Raw genomic sequence first — 20,959 nt, forward strand, 5'->3', positions numbered from 1 at the left:
AGCCAGCGCATTGATCTGTCCTAACAAATAGAATACGTTTCAGAAATGCCGCCCTGGCGTGAATCCTGGCGGCTCAGCGAAGGAGCCAACAATGGGCAACGCAGTCATCGTCGACGCGGTCCGGACACCGATAGGTCGCCAGCGCGGCGCATTGTCCGGACTGCATCCGGCAGAACTGCTCGGAGCGGCACAACGCGGCGTCCTCGAGCGGGCGGGAGTCCCCGCCGAAAACATCGGTCAGGTCGTCGGTGGCTGCGTCACGCAGGCCGGTGAGCAATCCAACAACGTGACCAGGCAGGCATGGCTGCACGCCGGTCTGCCGTATGGCACTGCCGCCACCTCCATCGATTGTGCGTGCGGGTCGTCGCAGCAGGCCGTGCACCTGGTGGCCGGCCTGATTGCCTCGGGTCAGATCACCGCGGGAATCGGATGCGGTGTGGAGGCGATGAGCCGGGTGTTCCTCGGTCAGGCGTTGACCCCCGAGACGGGAAGCCCCTATCCCGACGACTGGTCGATCGACATGGGCGACCAGTTCACGTCTGCGCAGCGCATCGCGGAACGGCGTGGAATCACCCGTCGCGATGTGGACGCGTTCGGCCTCGAGTCGCAGCGCCGCGCCGCTCAGGCCTGGGCCGAGGGACGGTTCGACCGCGAGGTCGTCCCCGTCACCGCGCCCGTCGTGGACAAGCAGGGCGTACGCACGGGTGAGAAAGCAGTGGTCACCCGGGACGGGGGACTGCGAGAGACGACGGCCGAGGCTCTGGCAGCACTGAAGCCGGTGATCGACGGGCACATCCACACCGCAGGCAATTCCTCGCAGATCAGTGACGGCGCCGCGGCCGTACTCCTCATGAGCGAGGAACGGGCCGGCGAACTCGGGCTGCGTCCGCGCGCCCGGATCGTCGCGTCGGGCATGGTCGGCTCCGACCCCTACTTTCACCTGGACGGACCGATCGAGTCGACGGCACTGGTCCTCGAACGGGCCGGAATGTCGTTGGCAGACATCGATCTCGTCGAGATCAATGAGGCGTTCGCCTCGGTCGTGCTGTCCTGGGCGCAGGTTCACGAGGCAGACCTGTCCAAGGTGAACGTCAACGGTGGTGCGATCGCCCTCGGGCATCCAGTGGGATCGACCGGTGCGCGACTGATCACCACGGCACTGCACGAGCTGGAACGGGCAGACAAATCCACCGCCCTGATCACCATGTGCGCGGGCGGGGCGCTATCTACCGCAACCATCATCGAACGCATCTGACACCCGAGAACTCGACGAGGCCGACATGACAATGGGATTGACCGAAGAAGAGCGGGACCTGCGCGACTCGGTGCGGGGATGGGCCGCTCGAACCGTGACGCCGGACGTGCTGCGGCAAGCGGCGGAAGCGAAAACCGAACAGCGACCGCTGTTCTGGAATGCGCTCGCCGGTCTGGGCGTGCTGGGGCTGCACCTGCCGGAAGAGGTGGGAGGCGCCGGGTGCGGCCTGGTGGAACTCGCGGTGGTCGCCGAAGAGCTCGGCAGGGTTCTGGCTCCTGGACCATTTCTGCCGACCGTGGTGACGAGTGCCGTCCTGAACGAAGGCGGCCACAGCGGTCGGCTGTCCGGGTTGGCCGACGGTTCGGTGTTGGGAGCCGTGTCCCTGCAATCGGGTTCGTTGCGGATCTCCCGCCACGGCGACGAGGTAATCCTCGACGGCGAGTCGGGGTACGTCCTCGGCGGTCAGGTGGGTGATCTGTTCCTGCTGGCGGCGCGGGACGGCGACACGACGGTGTTCGTGGTGCTGCCACGCGAGCACCTCGACGTCACCGACCTGCCGAGCCACGACGTGGTGCGCCGCAACGCCGTCGCCGCCGCGCACGGCATCATCCTTTCGGAAGACGCGGTCCTGTCGATCGATTCGCGGCTTGTCCTCGATCTCGCGGCCACCCTGTTCGCCGCCGAGGCGTCGGGCATCGCCGACTGGGCCGTCGCTACCGCCGCGGACTACGCGAAGGCGCGGCACCAGTTCGGCCGACCCATCGGCCAATTCCAGGGCGTCAAGCACCGGGTGGCCCGTATGCTCACCCTCGCCGAACAGGCCCGGGTGTGCGCCTGGGACGCCGCCCGCGCCATGAGCCCGGACACTGATCCCGCCGAGGCGTCGCTGGCCGCGGCGGTAGCCGGAGCCACCGCACCCGAGGCGGCGTTCTCGGTGACCAAGGACTGCATCCAGGTGCTCGGCGGCATCGGCTACACCTGGGAACACGACGCTCACCTGTATCTGCGACGGGCGCAGTCGTTGCGAATCCTGCTCGGGTCCACCGCGTCGTGGCGGCGTCGGGTCGCCCGTGCCACCCTCGACGGCAGCCGGCGCGTGCTCGGGATCGAACTGCCACCGGAGGCGGACCGCATCCGCACCGAGGTGCGTGCCGAGCTGGCTCCGGCGGTCGGTCTGGCCGAACAGGAACGCAAGCGCTACCTGGCCGAAAAAGGCTATGCGACACCGCATCTCCCTGCACCGTGGGGGAGAGGCGCAGCTGCCGTCGAACAACTCGTGATCGCCGAGGAACTCCGCGCCGCTCAGGTGAAGCCGCACGACATGATCATCGGCAACTGGGTGGTCCCCACATTGATCGCACACGGCAACGAAAATCAGGTGCAGCGATTCGTGCCACCGTCGTTGCGCGGTGACCTCGTCTGGTGCCAGCTGTTCTCCGAGCCGGGCGCCGGGTCCGACCTCGCCGGACTGAACACCAAGGCCACCAAGCTCGACGGTGGCTGGGTGCTGCAGGGCCAGAAGGTATGGACGTCGATGGCCCGCGACGCGCACTGGGGCATCTGCCTGGCGCGGACGGCCCCGGATGCGCCGAAACACAAGGGCCTGTCGTACTTTCTGATCGACATGAAGTCCAGCGAGGGACTCGACATCCGGCCGCTGCGGGAGATCACCGGTGAGGCGCTGTTCAACGAGGTGTTCCTCGACAACGTCTTCGTCCCGGACGAGTTGCTGGTGGGTGAACCGGGTGACGGCTGGAAGCTGGCCCGCACCACACTGGCCAATGAGCGGGTCTCGCTTTCGCACGACTCCGCCCTCGGATCCGGCGGCGAGGCGCTGTTGACTCTGGCCGCCGACCTGCCCGGCGGGATCGACGACGAGCAGCTGACGGTGCTCGGCAAGGTGCTCTGCGACGCGCAATCCGGTGGCTTGATGGGGCTGCGCACCACCCTGCGCTCGATCGCCGGTGGGCAGCCGGGTGCCGAGTCCTCGGTCGCGAAACTGCTCGGCGTCGAACACATCCAGCAGGTGTGGGAGGTGGCGATGGACTGGGCGGGACCACGCGCCCTGCTCGGTGAGCAGGGCCGCACGTCGGACACCCAGATGTTCCTGAACGCGCAATGCATGTCGATCGCGGGCGGCACCACCAACGTCCAGCTCAACATCATCGGTGAACGCCTCCTGGGTCTGCCCCGCGACCCCGAGCCCGGAAAGTGACCTGACATGAGTATCGATGTGAACGTCGCCTTGACCGCGGAACCGGCAGTTCGGGAGGCGTCGTGGACCGAACGCGACGTCCTGCTCTATCACCTCGGCGTCGGGGCGGGCGGCAACGCGGTGGACCCCGCCGAACTGCGGTGGGTGTACGAGAAGAACCTGCGGGTGCTGCCCACGTTCGCCCTGGTGGCCGGGCAGGGTATTTCTTCGGGATCGGCGCCGAGTGCCGGGCTGACCATGCCCGGCATCGATGTGGATCTGCGCAAGATACTGCACGGCGGGCAGACACTGACGGTGCATGCGCCGATCCCGTCCTCGGGCACCGCCCGGGTGTCCTCGCGAGTGGCCGACGTGTGGGACAAGGGCAAGGCTGCCGTCATCGTGCTCGAGCAGACGGCCACCGACTCGGACGACGGTCACCCGTTGTGGACGACGGGGATGCAGATCTGGGCCCGTGATGAGGGCGGGTTCGGCGGGTCCCCTGGTCCCGAGTCGGTGGCCACGCTGCCGGACCGGAAACCCGACAAGGTGCTGGCGTCACACACCGGAACGGGACAGGCGCTGCTGTACCGGCTCAGCGGCGATATGAACCCGTTGCACGCCGACCCCCAGTTCGCGTCCGCCGCGGGGTTCGACCGCCCGATCTTGCACGGGCTCGCCTCGTACGGAGTGGTGTGTAAGGCCGTCGTCGACGGGATGCTGGACGGCGACCCCACCCGCGTGCGCACGTACTCGGCGCGGTTCGCCGGCTCCCTCTATCCGGGTGAGACGATCGACATCGCGGCCTGGCGGGACGGCGACGTGCTCACGCTGCGGGCGACGTGTCCCGAACGGAACGGACAGCCCGTCCTCACACACACCACGATGGAGATTCGCCCGTGAACACCAGCACGCATCCCACCTTCGAGAACAGCACCGCGGGAACAGTGTTGACGTCCCCCTCCGACGGGGCCGCGGTCGACCGGGCCACCGAGGCGGCGCGCCGCGTGATCGACGCCCTGCTGCGCACCGACCGAGCCAACGCCAACCTCGAGCGAGTGGCCGAGGAGTTGAACAGCATCGCCGAGCACCTCGAGGAGCACGCACCCGCGGTGGCCGAGCGGCTGATCGACATGTGGAACGGGGAGGGCGTTACCCGGCACGATCCGGTGACCGGACCGGAGAATGCGCTGGCACCACCCGTAGTCCTCGAAGGCCTGGCGGACGGCTCGGTGCAGGGCACCGTCACCTTGACCATCCCGTACCAGGGTCCGCCCGGGCATGTCCACGGTGGTGTCTCGGCGCTGCTGCTCGACCACGTGCTGGGTGTTGCCAACGCGTGGGGCGGAAAGTCCGGCATGACAGCACAATTGAGTACGCGGTACCACCGTCCGACCCCACTGTTCGAACCGCTCACCCTGACCGGAAAGCTGATCGGCGTCGACGGGCGGAAAATCTCCACCGTGGGCGACATCAGGACCGCGGACGGGCAGGTGTGTGTGTCGGTCGAGGGACTGTTCATCGACAAGACCGTCCCCAGGCCGCGCTGAGAGGGCAGGATGCAGGACATGACCGAAGTCCTACGGTCCGAGAACGAGGCTGCATCCGCTGATCTCTTTTCCGCCCAATGCCCCGGTGGTGCAGTTATTCTGCACCACTGGGGCATTCGGCGTTCTCGGGGGGATCAGACCGCGATGTCGCGGCGCAGCATTTTCCCTGTCGCGTTGCGCGGCAGGAGGTCGGTGGTGATTCGCCAGCGGGTCGGGACCTTGAAGTACGACAGACGTTCGGCCGCGTAGTCCCGCAGCTCCGCCTCGGTGGTTGTGGCACCGGGCCGAAGTACCACCACGGCCGACACCTCCTGTCCCAGATCCTCATGCGGCGTTCCGATCACCGCGCACTCGAGGACACCGGGATGTTCGTCGAGGCACTGTTCGATCTCGGTGGGGTAGACGTTCTCGCCGCCGCGCAGAATCAGATCGGAGCGACGTCCCGTCAGCCGAAGCCGGCCGTTCTCGACAACGCCGTAGTCGCCGGTGCGCAACCACCGGCCCGGCGCGATTGCCGCGGCGGTGGCGGCCTCGTCCTCCCAGTAGCCGAGCATCACGAAGGGGCTGCGCACGCACACTTCGCCCTCGACTCCGTCCGGGAGCCACTTCCCGTACGGATCGCGGATCTCCATGCTGACCGTGATGATCGGCCTGCCCAGCGTGCCCGGGTACTGCTCGAGTTCGGGGCCGGCGGCCACGGCGATGGCCGTACTGCACTCGGTGAGACCGTAACTGTCCACCAGCGCGTCCCGGGCGAACGGCACCTTCTCCCGCAGCCGTTCCTTGAAGGCGACCGACGACGGTGCCGACGCCAGCGAGAACGCCGTCAGCGAGGACAAGTCGTACTTCTCCAGGTTGTCGTGTTCGACCAACCTCGACGCCATGGTGGGGACCGCACCCCAGTTGGTGACCCGTTCCCGCTCGATCAGGGCGAGCACGGCGTCCACGTCGAATCCGCCCTGATACATGACCACGGCGCCGCCGGTGGCGAGCCGCGGCACCACCAGGTTGTGCAGGCTCGCGATGTGGAACAGAGGGGACGTCAACAGGTAGCGCCGCGGGCTCGGGACGGCCGGGTCGGTGGGCGACCCCGTGAACTCGGCGACCACCGCGTCACTGAACCGGTGGTAGTCGACCACCGCGAGGATGTTGCGCTGCGAATGCAATGCGCCCTTGGGGCGGCCGCTGGTGCCACTCGTGTAGAGAATGGCGGCCGGATCATCCTCGTCGACGTCCGTGTGGGGCATCGGGGCGCCCGCGTACCGGTCGAAGATCCGGGGCAGATCGTCTTCCATGGTGAGAACCGGGACTTCCGTTCCGGCCGCGGCGAGCGTCTCGGCCCGCTTCGCGTCGGCGATGACGACGGCGGGGCGGCTGTGCGTCAGCCCGTACTCGACCTCACGCGGTACCCACCAGCCGTTGAGTCCCACGCTGATGGCGCCTAGCACCTGCGTGGCCCAAAAGGCGATCACCCATTCCGGAGTGTTGGCGGCGAGGATCGCGACCCGGTCGCCCTTGCGGACACCGTGCTCATCGCGCAGCGCGGTCGCGAGTGCCGCCACCGCCGCCGCGTGCTCGGTGTACGACAGCCGGCGGTCGGCGGTCACCAGGTAGTCCCGGTCTCCCCACTGCAACGAGGTGGCGAGCAGGTCGCCCACCGCCCGTCCGCGGTTCTTCATCACCGGCATGCGTGTGCCCAGTACGGGCTCCTCGACGATCTCGAACCGGCCACCGGGCCCGGTGAGGCGGGACATCACCTGATCCAGGTGCAGCTGTGGATCTGTAGGGGCAGTCATGGGGCCGGCCTTTCGTCCTCGGGCACTCGTACCGACACAAGATGGCACGCCATGGCGGGGCTTCGGCCGTGGTTACCACTCACCGAGACTGGCTCGATCCGCGGTGCCTCCGCGCCGTTACGTTCGTCAGCGAATCGCAGCTGGAGGGACACCTAATGACCATAGATCTCGACCCGCCCACCGTGAAGGTCGATCCACTCGGGCCGGCCAAGCTCGGGCCGATCACTCTGCGCAATCGCGTCATCAAGGCCGCGACGTACGAGGGACTCACGCCGAAAGGTCTGGTCACCGACGAACTGATCGAGTTTCATCGGCAGCCGGCGGCGGGTGGGGTCGGCATGACCACCGTCGCTTATTGCGCCGTCGCCGCCGACGGGCGCACGGCTCCCGGCCAGATCACCTGGCGTGACGACGCGATGCCGGGACTGCGGAAGCTGACCGACGCCATCCATGCGGAGGGGGCGGCGGTGTCTGCACAGATCGGGCATGCGGGGCCGGTGGCCGGCGCCAAGTACAACGGCGCCCCCGCGCTGGCGCCGAGCACCCAGTTCCGTCTGACGACGCAAACCTTGGCGCGAGCGGCAACCGTCGCCGACATCGAGCGGATCACCGCTCAGCACGTCGACGCCGCGAAGCGGGCCATCGAGGCCGGCTTCGATGCGATCGAGCTGCACTTCGGGCACAACTACTTCATCAGCTCGTTCCTGAGCCCCCGGACCAATCGGCGCAAGGACCGATACGGCGGCAGCCTCGAGAACCGCGCGCGGCTCGCCCGCGACACCGCGCGGGCTGTCCGCGACGCGGTGGGCGATCGGATCGCAATCCTCGCCAAGCTGAACATGGACGACGGTGTGGCGGGGGGTTTCTGGGTGGACGAGGCCATCCAGGTGGCGCAGTGGCTCGAGCAGGACGGCTCGCTCGACGCACTCGAACTGACGGCGGGCAGCTCGCTGCTGAATCCGATGTACCTGTTCAAAGGTGATGCGCCGCTGCGAGAATTCGCGGCCGCCATGCCGCAACCCACCAAGCTCGGCATCCAGCTCGTCGGCAAGCATTTCCTGAGGGAGTACCCCTATCGCGACGCCTACCTGCTCGATGACGCCCGTCAGATCCGGGCGGCAGTCACCATGCCGCTGGTGCTTCTCGGTGGTATCACCGGCAAGGCGAGCATCGACCTCGCCATGGAAGAGGGCTTCCAGTTCGTGGCGGTCGCGCGTGCATTGCTGCGTGAGCCTGATCTGGTCAACCGCATCACCGCGGAGACCCACAGGCCGGGCCTGTGCAATCACTGCAACAAGTGCATGACAGCGATCTACGGTGGCACCCATTGCGTGCTCCGGAAGCCATGACCGCGCACACGCCGTCGAGAGGAGAGCTCGAGTTGGAACGCACAACGATCGCCCAGATGCTGCTCGACCGGTTGGGTGACGAACGGCTGGGAGTCCGCACCCGCGAGCAAGATTGGACGTGGAACGCGGTGGTTCACGAGAGTGCGGCGCGTGCCGCACTCGCCGCGTCGTTGCGTCGCGGCGGTCCGTTCCACATCGGTGTGCTGCTCGAGAACACCCCCGAGTTCCTGTTCTGGCTGGGTGGCGCGGCGCTCGGGGGAGCGACGATCGTCGGCATCAACCCCACCCGCCGCGGGGCCGAACTCGAGGCCGAGATCCGGTACGTCGACTGCCAGCTGATCGTCACGGATGCCGCCGGCAAGTCGCAGCTCACCGGTCTCGACCTCGGATTGTCCGAAGACCGATTCCTCCTCGTGGACGATCCGATGTACGCGGATCGGGTGGCGTCCTGCCGGGTGGAGCACCCCGCAGCGGATCCGGCGATCGACGACTCGACGCTGTTTCTGTTGCTGTTCACCTCGGGCACGACGGGCACGTCGAAAGCCGTGCGGTGCAGCCAAGGTCGCCTGGCGCGCCTCGCCTACTCCAACACGGTGAAGTACGGCCACGTACGGGAGGACGTCGACTACTGCTGCATGCCGCTGTTCCACGGAAACGCCCTGATGGCGTTGTGGGCGCCCGCACTCGCCAACGGGGCCACCGTGTGTCTGCCGCGCAAGTTCTCGGCCTCGGGCTTCCTTCCCGACGTCCGGTTTTTCGGCGCGACCTTCTTCACCTACGTGGGCAAGGCGCTGGCGTACCTGATGGCCACGCCGGAGTTGCCGGACGATTCGGACAACACGCTCGTAAGGGGTTTCGGCACGGAGGCCTCGCCGGAAGACAAGGCCGAGTTCGTCCGACGGTTCGGCGCCGAACTGTACGAGGGGTACGGCTCCAGTGAAGGCGCAGGCTCGGTGACGCTCGACCCCGCCGCCCCCGAGGGTGCGCTCGGCCGACCCGCTCACGAGAACATCGTCATCGTCGACCCCGACACCCTCGAGGAGAAAGCGCGGGCACGGCTCGACGAGCACGGCCGCGTCCTCAACCCGGACGAGGCGATCGGTGAAATGGTCGACAAGGCTGGAGCAGGGAGATTCGAGGGTTACTACAAGAACGAGGATGCGGTTGCGGACCGCATCAGGCACGGCTGGTACTGGACCGGTGACCTCGGCTACCTCGACGAGGAGGGGTTCCTCTACTTCGCGGGACGCAAAGGTGACTGGATCCGGGTGGACGGGGAGAACACCTCCGCGCTGATGGTGGAACGGATTCTGCGACGCCATCCCAAGGTGATCGCCACCGGTGTCTACGCCGTTCCCGACCCGCGGTCGGGCGACCAGGTGATGGCCGCCGTCGAGATGTCCGACCCCAGCGACTTCGACCCCGCGGACTTCGCATCCTTCCTAGCCGGCCAGGACGACCTGGGTACGAAGTCCGCGCCCCGCTTCATCCGCGTGTCCACCGACCTGCCCGTGACGGGATCGAACAAGGTGCTCAAACGTGCTCTGCAGGAACAAGGTTGGCGGTGTGACGATCCGGTCTTCCGATGGGTGGGACGCGGCGCCCCCGAGTACCACGAAATGACCGAGAGCGAGAAGACCGCGCTGGAGCAGGAATTCCACACGCACGGGCGGCAACGGTTCCTGCAGGTGTGACGGTGAGGTGGGCACAAGATCGGGAGGTCATATCTCGGGTCGGGTGAGTGTCGTGTCGGCCATGTTGCCGCGCTGGTCCGCGAATTGCCGTCGGTACGCGGAGGGGGAAATCGCGAATGCTGCGGCAAATCTCTGCCGAAGGGTGACGTTGCTCCCGAAGCCGCATTTCGCGGCGATGGAGTCGATTCCCCAGTCGGTCGTTTCGAGTAGTGCCCGAGCTTCTTGCAGGCGGTGTTCGAGTATCCAGCGTGCTGGAGTCGTTCCGGTGGATTGCTGAAAGTGGCGTACGAAGCTGCGTCTACTCATCCGCGCCTGGTCGGCGAGTCGGTCCACGGTGAGCGGCTCGTCGAGATGACTGAGTGCCCATTCCTGCACTTCGGCCATGGTCGTGTCGGATACCGGCCGAGCCAGCGGGCGATCGATGTACTGTGCCTGCCCTCCTTCCCGGTGAGGGGCGACGACCAGGCTACGGGCGATCCGGGTAGCGACGGCAGACCCGAGGTGTTTGCGAACCAGATGTAGGCAGGCGTCGATCGCCGAGGCCGTCCCCGCCGAGGTAAGGACGTCACCGTGATCGATGTAGAGCACCGAGGAGTCGACCTTGCTGCCGACGCTGCGTTCAGCAAGTAGCGGCATCACCTCCCAATGCGTGACCGCGGAACGTCCCCCGAGCAGGCCGGTGTCGGCGAGAGCGAAAGCGCCCAGGCATAGACCGACAATGGCAGCGCCGCGGGCATGCGCGGACGTGATCGCAGTCTTCAACTCGTCGTTGACCGGTGTGAGGGACTGAGGCCAGGAAGGAATGACGACGATGTCGGCCCACTCGACGGTGTCCGGCCCTGCCACCTCGCCGATCGGGTATCCCTCGATGGTGCGAACGGTTCCTGCACGATCCGACCACAAACGCGTCTGCCAGTCGGGTGCGAGCCCAAGGCGGCCCACCTCGCCGAACACCATCAGCGGTGCCGCCAGGTGGAACATCGTGATGTCGTCGAACGCGTAGACAGCGATACGCATGATGCCTCCGAGGTTGGCCTGATTCCATCGAAAGTATGCATCCATGCCACTCGTAGAGGAAACCGATGTGCCGAACACTGGGACGGGTCGCGTCCACACCATGGCGCGACCCCGTCAACAAGCAACGAAGCTGAAGGGGAAAACTTATGACCGCACCTCGCCGCGCCCTCGTCGTCGTCGATGTCCAGCAGGAGTACTTCGAGGGACCACTCGAGATCCAGTACCCACCGCGTGCGGAGTCACTCGCCAACATCGTGAACGCTGTGGAGACAGCCACCATGCGTGAGATTCCGGTTCTCGTTGTGCAGCATCAGATGCCGCAGGGCGCCCCCGTTTTCGTCGAGGGAACCGAAGGGTGGTCGCTGCATCCGGAGATCGAACGGCGCATCGAGCCGGCTACCAAGCGGGTGCACAAGCAGTACGGGAGCGTGTTCGCGGGTACGGATGTGGCGCAATGGTTACACGCGCACAACGTCGACACCATCACGATCGTCGGATACATGACCAACAATTGCGACCTCGCCACAGCGGTGGAGGCCGAAGGGCTCGGGTTCGCCACCGAAATCCTGTCCGACGCCACGGGTGCCATCAGTCTGGCCAACGAGGCCGGCACGATCTCCGCGCAGTCCCTGCACACGGCATTGATGGTGTTGCTGCAGTCGAACTTCGCTGCCGTGTCGACCACTGCACAGTGGATCGAAGCGCTGACGTCGGACTCGGCGCTGCCCAAGAACAACCTGGTGCAATCGGCCATCGACGGACGCTCGGCGGTCGCCCTCGCCTGACGGGGTGCCAGGCCAACGTGCGTGCAGCCAGCCGGATTGGTGTTCAGATCCGCGCTGGTGGCCGCCGGCCAGGGTGACGGACTGCCGATCCGGTGCGCTGGGCCGACGTACGCGGTCCCCGCGGGCGCGGACTGGGCGAGACCCCGAGAACAGTGAGCGGGCCGCGCTCGTCGTCCGGAAGTGCGTCGGCCCGCCACTTCTTCACCGCCCGATAGAGCCACTGACCGACCTGCTCCCCGTCCGCTGTGACGTAGTTCGCGGGAACCAGTGCGTTCCCGTGCTCTTCGCGGTACGCGGCGATTTCGGTGAGCATTCGCCGCCGCTTGCCGTCGATCCGGGACACGGTCGGCAGTGGGGTGTCGTCGTCGCTCCACACGAACCCGATCGCATCGAGTTCCGCAATGCGGTGCGGTGGCAGGGTGCCGAGCATGCGCGCCACCCTCTGGCGGTGTTGCCAACGACCGAGGTGGAACCCACTTTCGGTGACGTAGTCAGCTGGGATCGCGGTGTGGGGGTGTTGGCGGCGGAAGTCGGCGTAGAGCTGCACAGGGGAGGAGGCGGGCTGGTTCGCTGGCATCGGAATCGCACCCTTCCGGAGGCTCTCACACGTAATGGGGTTTGTCATCACGTCAAGTATGTCCACCAGTTGGACGATGTAGCAAGACAGTTGGCCCCGTTGTTCGCTGTGTCGGTGAGTATCGGTGTTGGGTCGCGTCGGCACTGCGACCGAACTGCAAGCCTTCCGAACCGGGCGCGCGGGCGATCGACCGATCTGCACCTTCACCTGGTGAGCAAGTGCCACAGAAGAATTAGGTGGTCGAACTGTATGCCGCGGCCCGGCGAGGATTTTCGCCGGGCGCTTCAGGCAATCGATCGGTGATACTCGACGCGATCACGGGGTGACAATGGTGAAGGCCGGGTCGGGGGCGTCGGTCAGTTCGACGATCCTGGTGATGGCTGTCACGTCACCGTCCATCGTGACGGTGTCGGTTCCGGAACCGGCCAGAAGGCCGAGCAACTGCGGCTTCGTCAGCTTCACCACGAGGTCGGCCGGATCGGACCGCTTTGTCGGGAAGTGGATCAACACGCCGCTCGACAACTCCATGCGGTAGGTCTCGTCCACGTCGGTGAAGTGCCAGCGGATCGTCGCCGACACATCCCAGGCCCGCGGACCGTCGATGCGGATCGCGATGCTGTCGAAGATCTGCGTGATGGTTAGCGCGGTGGCCATGCCCGCTGCACTGACCTCGGCCGGATGCGGCGGGCCATCAACCTCGCTTGCGCCGACGAGGAAGTTGTTCCGCCACGTCGCGCACTCGGAGCCGTAGCCGAGTCGGGTCAGCACGTCGGTGAGCACCTCTTTGGCGCCGGCGTGATTCGGCTCGGCGAACACCGCATGGCTCGCGAGTTCGGCGGCGAAACGCAGATCGCCTTCGGCAGCGAACTCCCGGGCCTTCGCGACGGCGGCATCGATTCCACCGATCGCACGGACGTAGCGGGCGCCTGCCGCCTCCGGGGGGTGCTGCCACAGGTGCGCCGGGTTGCCGTCGTACCAACCGAGGTAGCGCTGATAGATCGCCTTCACGTTGTGGCTGACCGAGCCGTAGTAGCCGTGGGTGTGCCACGCGGCGTCCAGAGCGGGCGGCATCGGAAAGTCTTCAGCGATTTCGGTGCCCACCTGCCCTTGGTTGAGGCGGCGCAGCGTTTGATCGTGGAGGTAGGCATAGAGGTCGCGCTGTTCGGTGAGGTACCCGATCAGGTCGTCGGTACCCCAGGTCGGCCAGTGGTGCGAGGCGAAGGCGACGTCCGAGTCGTAGGCGAACATCTCGATCGCCTCGGTGAGGTACCGCGACCAGTTGCGTGCGTCGCGTACCTCCGCGCCCCGCAACGTCAGCAGATTGTGCAGATTGTGGGTCGCGTTCTCCGCCAGGCAGAGCGCGCGATGGGCGGGGAAGAAGAAGTTCATCTCCGACGGGGCCTCGGTTCCCGGAGTCACCTGGAACACCATGCGGACGCCGTCGAGCGTCTCCTCCTGCCCCGTGTGGGTGATATCGAGCGTGGGTGCGAGCAGTCCCACGGTTCCGTTCGATGTGCTGGGCCCGAGGCCCGCCCCCAGGGTGCCGGTCGCGCCGACGGGCAGCACGATTCCGGTGTGGAACATGCCGCGCCGCAGCATCGCACCGCCGGCGTAGACGTTCTCGGAGACCGCGTGCTCGAGGAAATGCTCGGGGGCGACGATCGGCACGGTGGTGTCGGCGTCGACGACACCGAGTACGCCACCGAAGTGGTCGATGTGAGAGTGGGTGTAGATGACAGCGGTCACCGGGCGGTCGCCACGATGCTCGCGATACAGCGCGAGCCCGGCCGCGGCGCACTCGGCAGAGACCAGCGGGTCGATCACAACCACCCCGGTCTCGCCCTCGACGAGCGTCATGTTCGACAGGTCGTAGCCACGGATCTGATAGATCCCCGCGGTGACCTCGAACAGTCCGTGGATCGCAGTCAGCTGCGCTTGCCGCCAGAGGCTCGGGTTCACCGTGTCGGGACAGTCACCGGTGGTCGCCGCGGCAAAGCCCTCGGCGTCGTACACCACCCGGCCGTCACCGGCGCGGACCTGCGCAGGTTCGAGCACGGCGACAAGACCGCGGTTGGCATTGTCGAAATCGGTGCGATCGGCGAAATCGGCGGACATCGGCACTCCTCGCAAAATGGGTCGTGGTGGGTTCCGCACCCACGGCCCCACTCTCCTGATTCGGGGCCGCCCCTGGCATCACCCTTCCTAGGTGAAGTCGACGACACCTGACTGCCACGAAGAACGCTGACGTGGGTCAGTGCCTTCACATGCGGCGATCTCGGAGGTAGCGCGCACGTTGGCGAGCATGGTGAGTTCGTAAGAGGTCTGGTCCGGTCGGTCACAGTGCCATGTGCCCACCAGTCTTGGCTCTGCGCAGCCAGTTCGGTTCCACCGGTCATGAGCGTGGTGTTCGAGCCCGCATCATTTCGTCATCGCGTCCCATCACTCGAGCGTGCTCGCATGTAAATTTCGGAGGGTGGCGGCAGCGGCGTCACCTTTTCTGCCGTCGCGGTGTACATCGCGTACGAGGCGCTTTCGACGGCCCGCGTGCCCCTCCAACAGAACAGATCCACCGAATGGAGAGTGTCCGGAATTGCTATATCAGACAAGCGATCGGCCGTTACGCGTGTAGTTGGGCGTCGACGTCTCGGGGGTGGAAGCACCGCTCGACCCCGGCGCCTACTACGACTGACAAGGAGACCGCGGTTGGGCCCAGCTACAGCTGGCCGCTGCTTGACACTAGAGCCCCTCGGATGTCTTCTTTTTTCGCCCGGACGTTTGCCGTCCGACTCGCGCCCTGTGCACTCGGCGCGCCGGCCGCCCTGGAGTAGGCGAGTGCGCCCGCGTCGATCGACCGGCCTGATGTTGCGGTGTCGGATTCGACCGCGGTGAGGCCGCCTGGCGATATCCTTAGGTGCTACTCGAGAGGTTCTCGGGCAGTTCGACGTGCACCATGAAGAGATGTGTCGATGAACAACGAGGATCCTTTCGCGACCCAACGCGACGTGTCCGGTGCGGTCACGGCGGAACTCGCGGCGGCGGGGTTCGAGGATGCTGTCGAGATCGGTCGTGGCGGGTTCGGGATCGTGTACCGGTGCACGCAGGCGTCGCTCGAACGTTCGGTGGCTGTCAAGGTCCTGACTGCGGATCTCGACGAGGAGAACCGGGAACGGTTCATGCGAGAGCAGCGGGCGGCGGGCCGGTTGACCGGTCATCCCAACATCGTCAACATTCTCCATGCCGACGTCACCGACAACGGTCGCCCCTTCATTGTGATGCCCTACTGTGCCCGGGGCTCTGTCGACGCCCGAATCCGGCGCCACGGCCCGCTTCCGCTGGCCGATGTGCTCCGGCTCGGGGTGAAGATGGCCGGTGCCTTGGACGCCGCGCACAAGGTCGGCATCCTCCATCGCGACATCAAGCCCGCGAACATACTGCTCACCGATTACGGTGAGCCGGCATTGACGGATTTCGGCATCGCACACATCACCGGCGGGTTCGAGACGACCACCGGGGTCGTCACCGGGTCACCGGCGTTCATCGCCCCCGAAGTCGTAGCCGGACGCCCGCCGAGCACATCCGCGGACGTGTACGGGCTCGGCGCCACCCTGTTCGCGGCGCTCACCGGCCATGCCGCGTTCGAACGCCGCAGCGGGGAGCACCTGATGGCACACTTCGTGCGGATCACATCCGAGCCGGTACCGGACCCCCGCGAGCACGGCGTTCCCGAGGACGTCAGTGCAATCATCGAACAGACCATGGCCAGTGATCCCGAGACTCGCCCGTCTGCCGCGGAGCTGAGTCAACATCTGCGCGAAGCCCAGTTACGGCATGGATTCGCGGTCGACGAGATCGCTCTGCACACCACTGAGTCGGGAGCCGCGACCGATGCCCCTCCCGGGAAAGGTGCGTGGCCTGAACCGTCGTGGTCGGCCGATTCGGGGCGAGGGGGTCAACTCCCCCTGGAGTTGACCAGTTTCGTCGACCGACAGACAGAGTTGACCGAGGCGAGGAACGCGTTGTCGAACGCGCGCCTTCTGACCCTGACCGGCACCGGTGGGGTCGGAAAGACCCGTCTGGCACTTCGTATAGCCGGCAAGGTGCGCCGGAACTTCGCCGACGGCACCACCCTTGTGGAGCTCGGGGAGTTGCGTGACGAGTTGCTGTTGGCGGGGGTGGTAGCGAACGCGCTGGGATTGCGCGACCAATCGGCGCGACCCATACGCGAGGTGCTTGTCGAATTCCTCGCCGGGCGAGAGCAGCTGCTGATTCTGGATAATTGCGAGCAGCTGGTGTCCGCGGTCGCCAAGCTCACCGAGACCCTGCTTCGCACGTGCCCGCGACTGCAGATTCTCGCCACCAGTCGCGAACCACTCGGCATCAGCGGGGAAGCGGTGCTGCTTGTGCCACCGCTCGGCGTCCCGAATCCCGACGACCTACCGCGCGGGATGGCGGGCAACGATGCGATCACGCTGTTCGCCGAACGCGGAGCCGCCGCGGCCCCTGGATTCGAGGTCACCGAGGAGAACAGGGTCACCATCGCTCGGATCTGCCAGCGATTGGACGGGCTCCCGTTACCGATCGAGCTTGCCGCCGCACGGTTGCGGGCAATGACGCCGGAACAAATACTGCAACGCTTGACCGACCGGTACGTACTGTTGACCCAGGGCAGCCGGGACGCGCCGTCGAGACAGCAAACACTACGGATGTGCATCGACTGGAGTTACGACCTGTGCACACCGGCGGAGCAGCGGCTGTGGTCGCAGCTGTCGGTTTTCGCCGGTAGTTTCGACCTCGACGCCGCCGAACAAATCTGCGACGCAGATCTGCCCGCGCAGGAAATACTCGACACGGTGACCTACCTCGTCGACAAGTCGATCCTGATGAGGGAGCCGGCCGGTGCCGAGATGCGGTTTCGCATGCTCGAGACCGTGCGCGATTACGGCCGAGAAAAAGCGCAGGAGAGCGGCGAGCATGCCGAACTGCGTCAGCGACACCGAGACTGGTGTGAACGCCTGGTGCTCGACATGGAATCGCAATGGATCAGCTCCCGCGAGCTTGCGTTGATCACCACACTCGTGCGCGAGCACCCGAATCTTCGGGACGCATTGGAATCCTGTGTCTCCGAAAGCCCAGCCTCCGGGCTCCGGATCGTTGCCGCACTGTACCCGTTCTGGCTTTCCCGGGGTCTGCTCTCCGAAGGCAGGCGGTGGCTCGACCGGCTTCTCGCCCATACACCGGCCGGGCCGACCGTCGATTACGCCAAGGCGCTCTACATCGGCAGCATGATGACTGGCGTCCAGGGCGACCTGCAGGCGGCGGCCGCCCTGATGAACGCGGCACAGGCGCTTGCCTCTTCGACACTCGACCCGTTGGCACGCGCACACACCGACAGTGCACTCGGCTACTCGGCCCTGTTCGGTGGACAACCTCTCGACGCACGTACTTATCTCGAGAAGGCTGTCCGAACCTACGCCGGACGTAACGATGTCGTCGAGGTTATAGCGCTCATCGGCCTCGGCCTGGCCGACGAGTTTCTCGGGGATACCGAACACGCCATCGAATGCTACGAGCGCGTTCTGGCGATTACCGATGCACGGGGTGAATCGGTGTTTCGGTCGTATTGCTTGTGGGGGCTGGCGGTCGCGGTATGGCGACGCGGGGAGCGTGAACGAGCGGTCGGACTACTCGAACAGGCACTGCAAGCCGACCTCGAGGTGAACGACCGGTTCAACGCCAGCTTGAGCCTGCAGGCGCTGGCATGGATCGCCGCCGAAGACCAGAACGCGCGGCGCGCGGTCGTACTGCTGGGAGCCTCAGAGAAGCTCAGCCGCTCCGTGGGAAGTCCAATCGTCGTCTTGCCCAATATGAGTGAGTACCAAGAAGAGTGCGAGCGAACGACCCGACACGCCCTGAGCAAAGAGGCTTACGCGGCCGCACATCGGGACGGGACCGGCTTGAGTTTCGACGCCGCAGTCGCCTACACGTTAGGTAAGCAGCATCCGACTGAATCTCAGCCCGCGGCTCCTGCCGCACACCTGACGAAGCGCGAGCGGGAGGTCGCCGAACTGATCGCCGAGGGACTGACAAATAAAGAGATCGCCACCCGGTTGGTGATCTCCCCGCGCACCGCTCAAGGCCACGTTGAACATATTCTGACCAAGTTGGAGTTCACCTCACGCACACAGATCGCGGCATGGGTTGTCGAACAACGCAGAGAGAATCTTTGAGCGCAATCCAAGATTCCGCGCGTCTTCAGACGTCCGCAGGGGTGCAGTGACTTTCACCCCAGGGTTCCTTGTTCCACTCCTCGCCCAATCGGAGACTTCGGTGCGTCGGAAAAATCCAGCGATCGGAGAAACACTATGGCCGAGATGGTCGAAAAGCCGCGGGCGCCGCACACGCGGGGAGTCGCCCGAACCCTGATCACCGCCTACGGAATGGTGGTCTACGCCATATTCCTGATCGTGTTCGTGTATGCGATCGGATGGGTCGAGGGCCTCGTCGTGCCTCACACGATCGACGATGGTCCGGGCGCTTCCGTCGTGGTCGCCGTGGTCATCGACCTGGTGCTATTGACTGTCTTCGCCATGCAGCATTCGGTGATGGCCAGGCCCTGGTTCAAGCGACGCTGGACGAGGATCGTCCCGCAGCCGATGGAGCGCTCGACATACGTATTGTTCGCCACGGCGGCGCTGGCGCTGCTGATGTGGCAGTGGCGTCCGCTGCCCGAGCTGATCTGGAACGTCGAGACCACCTGGGTCCGAATTGCACTGTATGCCGTGTCGCTCGGCGGATGGGCGCTCGTGCTGGCGGCGACGTTCGCTATCGACCACTTCGATCTATTCGGGCTGCGTCAGGTACTTCGGAATCAGAGCGGTAAGTCGGCTCTTCCCAGTGACTTTCGGACGCCGATGCTGTACCGGGTGATCCGGCACCCGCTGTACGCGGGTTTCGTGATCGCGTTCTGGGTGGCGCCGACGATGTCCTGGGGCCGATTGTTGTTCGCTGTCGGGACCACCGGGTTCATTCTGGTGGCGGTGCGCTTCGAGGAGCATGACCTGGTCGATACGTTCGGCGACGACTATCGCACCTACCAATCGCGGGTGCCGATGCTGGTCCCGCGGATCGGCTCTCGAGCGCGGTAGCGTCAGCGACGGCCGGCGCGGCGAAGTTCCACCCACTCAGCCGACGGTTACGGGAACCCGTGTCTGCGCCACCCAGCGTCCGTGCTCGTTGGAGATGGTGATGGAGTGGTCGAAGCAGTCGCTGATGTTGGCGGTCGTGAGGACGTCCGATACCGGGCCCTGCGCGACGATGACGCCTTCCCGCACGAGAACGGCATGTGTGGTCGTGGTGGGGATTTCCTCGAGGTGGTGCGTGACGAGAATGCTGGCACGATCGGGGTCCTGGGCGCGCAGATCGTCGAGCGAAGTCAGAAGCTGTTCGCGCGCCGCAAGATCGAGGCCCGTCGCCGGCTCGTCGAGCAGCAACAGTTCGGGTTCGGCCATGAGGGCGCGGGCGATCAGGGCGCGGCCACGCTCACCCTGGGACAGGGTCGGCCACAGCAGATTCAACCGTGACCCCATCCCGAGGGCGTGGACGAGTTCCTCCGCGCGGACAACCTGCGCGTCGGTCGGTGCCCACCGCGGCGGGAACTCGGGGGTGTTGGTCAGGCCGGTGAGGACGACGTCCCGCACGGTCAGCGGCGCCCGGACCAGGTGGCGCGGATTCACGTGACCGATGTGCGCTCGCAATTCCCGCATGTCGACCCGGCCCAGTCGGTGACCCAGAACGTGGACGGTGCCGGCCGTGGGATGTGCGGTTGCTCCGAGCAGCGAGAGCAACGTGCTCTTACCGGCACCATTTGCGCCCAACAGAACCCAGTGTTCGCCGCGCCGGACCTGCAGTGTGACGTCGCGCAGGAGGAACCTACCGTCACGGACCAGGTCGACGGATTCGACCCTCACGACGGGAACGGAATTCTCCATTAGCTGTCACCTTTCCAAAACATAGGCGCTCCGCGCCCGTGAGTGGTTAACGAGTCTAGACACTCGCGGACCACGCACGGGCGGCGGAGCCGCCTCACTAGCGGTGCTTGAAGACGGGCGCACGCTTCTCGACGAACGCCGCCATCCCTTCCTTCTGGTCCTCGGTGGCGAACGTCGAATGAAACACCCGACGCTCGAATCGGACGCCTTCGGTGAGGGTGGTCTCGAACGACCGGTTGACGGCTTCTTTCGCCATCATCGCGACCGGCAGCGACATTTCGGCGATGGTGCTCGCCGTCTGCAACGCCTCGTCGAGTAGGTCCGCGGCGGGGACGATCCGGGAGACGAGTCCGGCGCGTTCGGCTTCCTCGGCGTCCATGTTCCGGCCGGTCAGGCACAGTTCCATCGCCTTCGCCTTGCCGACGGCGCGGGTCAGCCGCTGCGAGCCGCCGATCCCGGGGATGACCCCGAGTTTGATCTCGGGTTGCCCGAACTTCGCGGTGTCGGCGGCGATCAGGATGTCGCAGAGCATCGCCAACTCGCACCCACCGCCGAGCGCGTACCCGGCGACCGCGGCGATCGTGGGGGTGCGGGCCGCCGCCACCTTGTCCCAGGCGGAGAAGAAGTCGTCGAGGTAGACGTCCATGTACGACTTGGGCTGCATCTCCTTGATGTCCGCGCCGGCGGCGAAGGCCCGATCCGAACCGGTGATCAGAATGGCCCCGATCTCCGCATCCTTGTCCAACTCCTCGAC

15 protein-coding genes are annotated in these 20,959 nt (G+C 66.0%); 9 read left to right on the forward strand and 6 right to left on the reverse strand.

Annotated elements, in window-relative coordinates; genetic code table 11:
• Nucleotides 1-91 precede the first annotated feature (91 nt).
• The 4 genes from R4P95_RS26700 to R4P95_RS26715 are packed head-to-tail and all read left to right on the forward strand — an operon-like array spanning nucleotide 92 to nucleotide 4,999.
• Nucleotides 92-1,255 carry a steroid 3-ketoacyl-CoA thiolase gene (locus R4P95_RS26700; protein WP_317745446.1) on the forward strand — a complete coding sequence of 388 codons (1,164 nt, stop codon included), beginning with the start codon at nucleotides 92-94 and terminating at the stop codon, nucleotides 1,253-1,255.
• A 25-nt stretch (nucleotides 1,256-1,280) separates the two neighbouring features.
• On the forward strand, nucleotides 1,281-3,470 hold the full coding sequence (locus R4P95_RS26705) for an acyl-CoA dehydrogenase (RefSeq protein ID WP_317745443.1): 2,190 nt from the start codon (nucleotides 1,281-1,283) through the stop codon (nucleotides 3,468-3,470).
• Nucleotides 3,471-3,476: 6 nt separating this feature from the next.
• Complete coding sequence (locus R4P95_RS26710; protein WP_317745442.1) at nucleotides 3,477-4,352, forward strand: MaoC/PaaZ C-terminal domain-containing protein; 876 nt, start codon at nucleotides 3,477-3,479, stop codon at nucleotides 4,350-4,352.
• Entirely contained in the window at nucleotides 4,349-4,999 is a 651-nt protein-coding gene (locus R4P95_RS26715; protein WP_317745440.1) for a PaaI family thioesterase, read from the forward strand. Before R4P95_RS26710 ends, R4P95_RS26715 begins: the two co-directional genes overlap by 4 nt.
• Nucleotides 5,000-5,133: 134 nt before the next feature.
• On the opposite strand, the gene R4P95_RS26720 is transcribed toward R4P95_RS26715, so the two are convergent.
• Nucleotides 5,134-6,795: a class I adenylate-forming enzyme family protein gene (locus tag R4P95_RS26720; protein ID WP_317745433.1), complete on the reverse strand. Its 1,662-nt coding sequence runs from the start codon at nucleotides 6,793-6,795 to the stop codon at nucleotides 5,134-5,136.
• Between the two features lie 155 nt (nucleotides 6,796-6,950).
• Here R4P95_RS26720 and R4P95_RS26725 point away from each other — a divergent pair, with 155 nt between their 5' ends.
• Nucleotides 6,951-8,144 carry an NADH:flavin oxidoreductase gene (locus R4P95_RS26725; RefSeq protein WP_317745431.1) on the forward strand — a complete coding sequence of 398 codons (1,194 nt, stop codon included), beginning with the start codon at nucleotides 6,951-6,953 and terminating at the stop codon, nucleotides 8,142-8,144.
• A complete protein-coding gene (locus R4P95_RS26730) occupies nucleotides 8,141-9,838 on the forward strand; it encodes an AMP-binding protein (protein WP_317745429.1) in 1,698 nt (565 codons plus the stop codon). The genes R4P95_RS26725 and R4P95_RS26730 overlap by 4 nt, the downstream gene beginning before the upstream one ends.
• Before the next feature lie 27 nt (nucleotides 9,839-9,865).
• Here R4P95_RS26730 and R4P95_RS26735 read toward each other — a convergent pair whose 3' ends face one another.
• Nucleotides 9,866-10,855: a GlxA family transcriptional regulator gene (locus R4P95_RS26735; RefSeq protein ID WP_317745428.1), complete on the reverse strand. Its 990-nt coding sequence runs from the start codon at nucleotides 10,853-10,855 to the stop codon at nucleotides 9,866-9,868.
• A 146-nt stretch (nucleotides 10,856-11,001) separates the two neighbouring features.
• Here R4P95_RS26735 and R4P95_RS26740 point away from each other — a divergent pair, with 146 nt between their 5' ends.
• Nucleotides 11,002-11,640 (forward strand): isochorismatase family protein, encoded by a 639-nt coding sequence (locus R4P95_RS26740; protein ID WP_213575101.1) that lies wholly within the window; start codon nucleotides 11,002-11,004, stop codon nucleotides 11,638-11,640.
• Between the two features lie 43 nt (nucleotides 11,641-11,683).
• On the opposite strand, the gene R4P95_RS26745 is transcribed toward R4P95_RS26740, so the two are convergent.
• A complete protein-coding gene (locus R4P95_RS26745; protein WP_213575099.1) occupies nucleotides 11,684-12,217 on the reverse strand; it encodes a helicase associated domain-containing protein in 534 nt (177 codons plus the stop codon).
• Nucleotides 12,218-12,532: 315 nt separating this feature from the next.
• Nucleotides 12,533-14,332 (reverse strand): alkyl/aryl-sulfatase, encoded by a 1,800-nt coding sequence (locus tag R4P95_RS26750; RefSeq protein WP_317745426.1) that lies wholly within the window; start codon nucleotides 14,330-14,332, stop codon nucleotides 12,533-12,535.
• 851 nt (nucleotides 14,333-15,183) lie between these two features.
• On the opposite strand from R4P95_RS26750, the gene R4P95_RS26755 reads away from it, so the two are divergent.
• Both R4P95_RS26755 and mddA read left to right on the forward strand, forming a co-directional pair.
• The gene (locus tag R4P95_RS26755; RefSeq protein WP_317745424.1) at nucleotides 15,184-18,444 is read left to right on the forward strand and encodes a protein kinase domain-containing protein; all 3,261 of its coding nucleotides are present in this window, start codon (nucleotides 15,184-15,186) and stop codon (nucleotides 18,442-18,444) included.
• A 135-nt stretch (nucleotides 18,445-18,579) separates the two neighbouring features.
• The gene (gene mddA, locus R4P95_RS26760) at nucleotides 18,580-19,362 is read left to right on the forward strand and encodes a methanethiol S-methyltransferase (protein ID WP_213575093.1); all 783 of its coding nucleotides are present in this window, start codon (nucleotides 18,580-18,582) and stop codon (nucleotides 19,360-19,362) included.
• A gap of 36 nt (nucleotides 19,363-19,398) precedes the next feature.
• Here mddA and R4P95_RS26765 read toward each other — a convergent pair whose 3' ends face one another.
• Nucleotides 19,399-20,205: an ABC transporter ATP-binding protein gene (locus tag R4P95_RS26765; RefSeq protein WP_317745422.1), complete on the reverse strand. Its 807-nt coding sequence runs from the start codon at nucleotides 20,203-20,205 to the stop codon at nucleotides 19,399-19,401.
• 97 nt (nucleotides 20,206-20,302) lie between these two features.
• The coding region (locus tag R4P95_RS26770) for an enoyl-CoA hydratase (RefSeq protein ID WP_317840483.1) at nucleotides 20,303-20,959 on the reverse strand (657 nt) is incomplete at its 5' end.

Source organism: Rhodococcus sp. IEGM 27 (genome assembly GCF_033142305.1).
Classification (GTDB): Bacteria; Actinomycetota; Actinomycetes; order Mycobacteriales; family Mycobacteriaceae; genus Rhodococcus_F; species Rhodococcus_F oxybenzonivorans.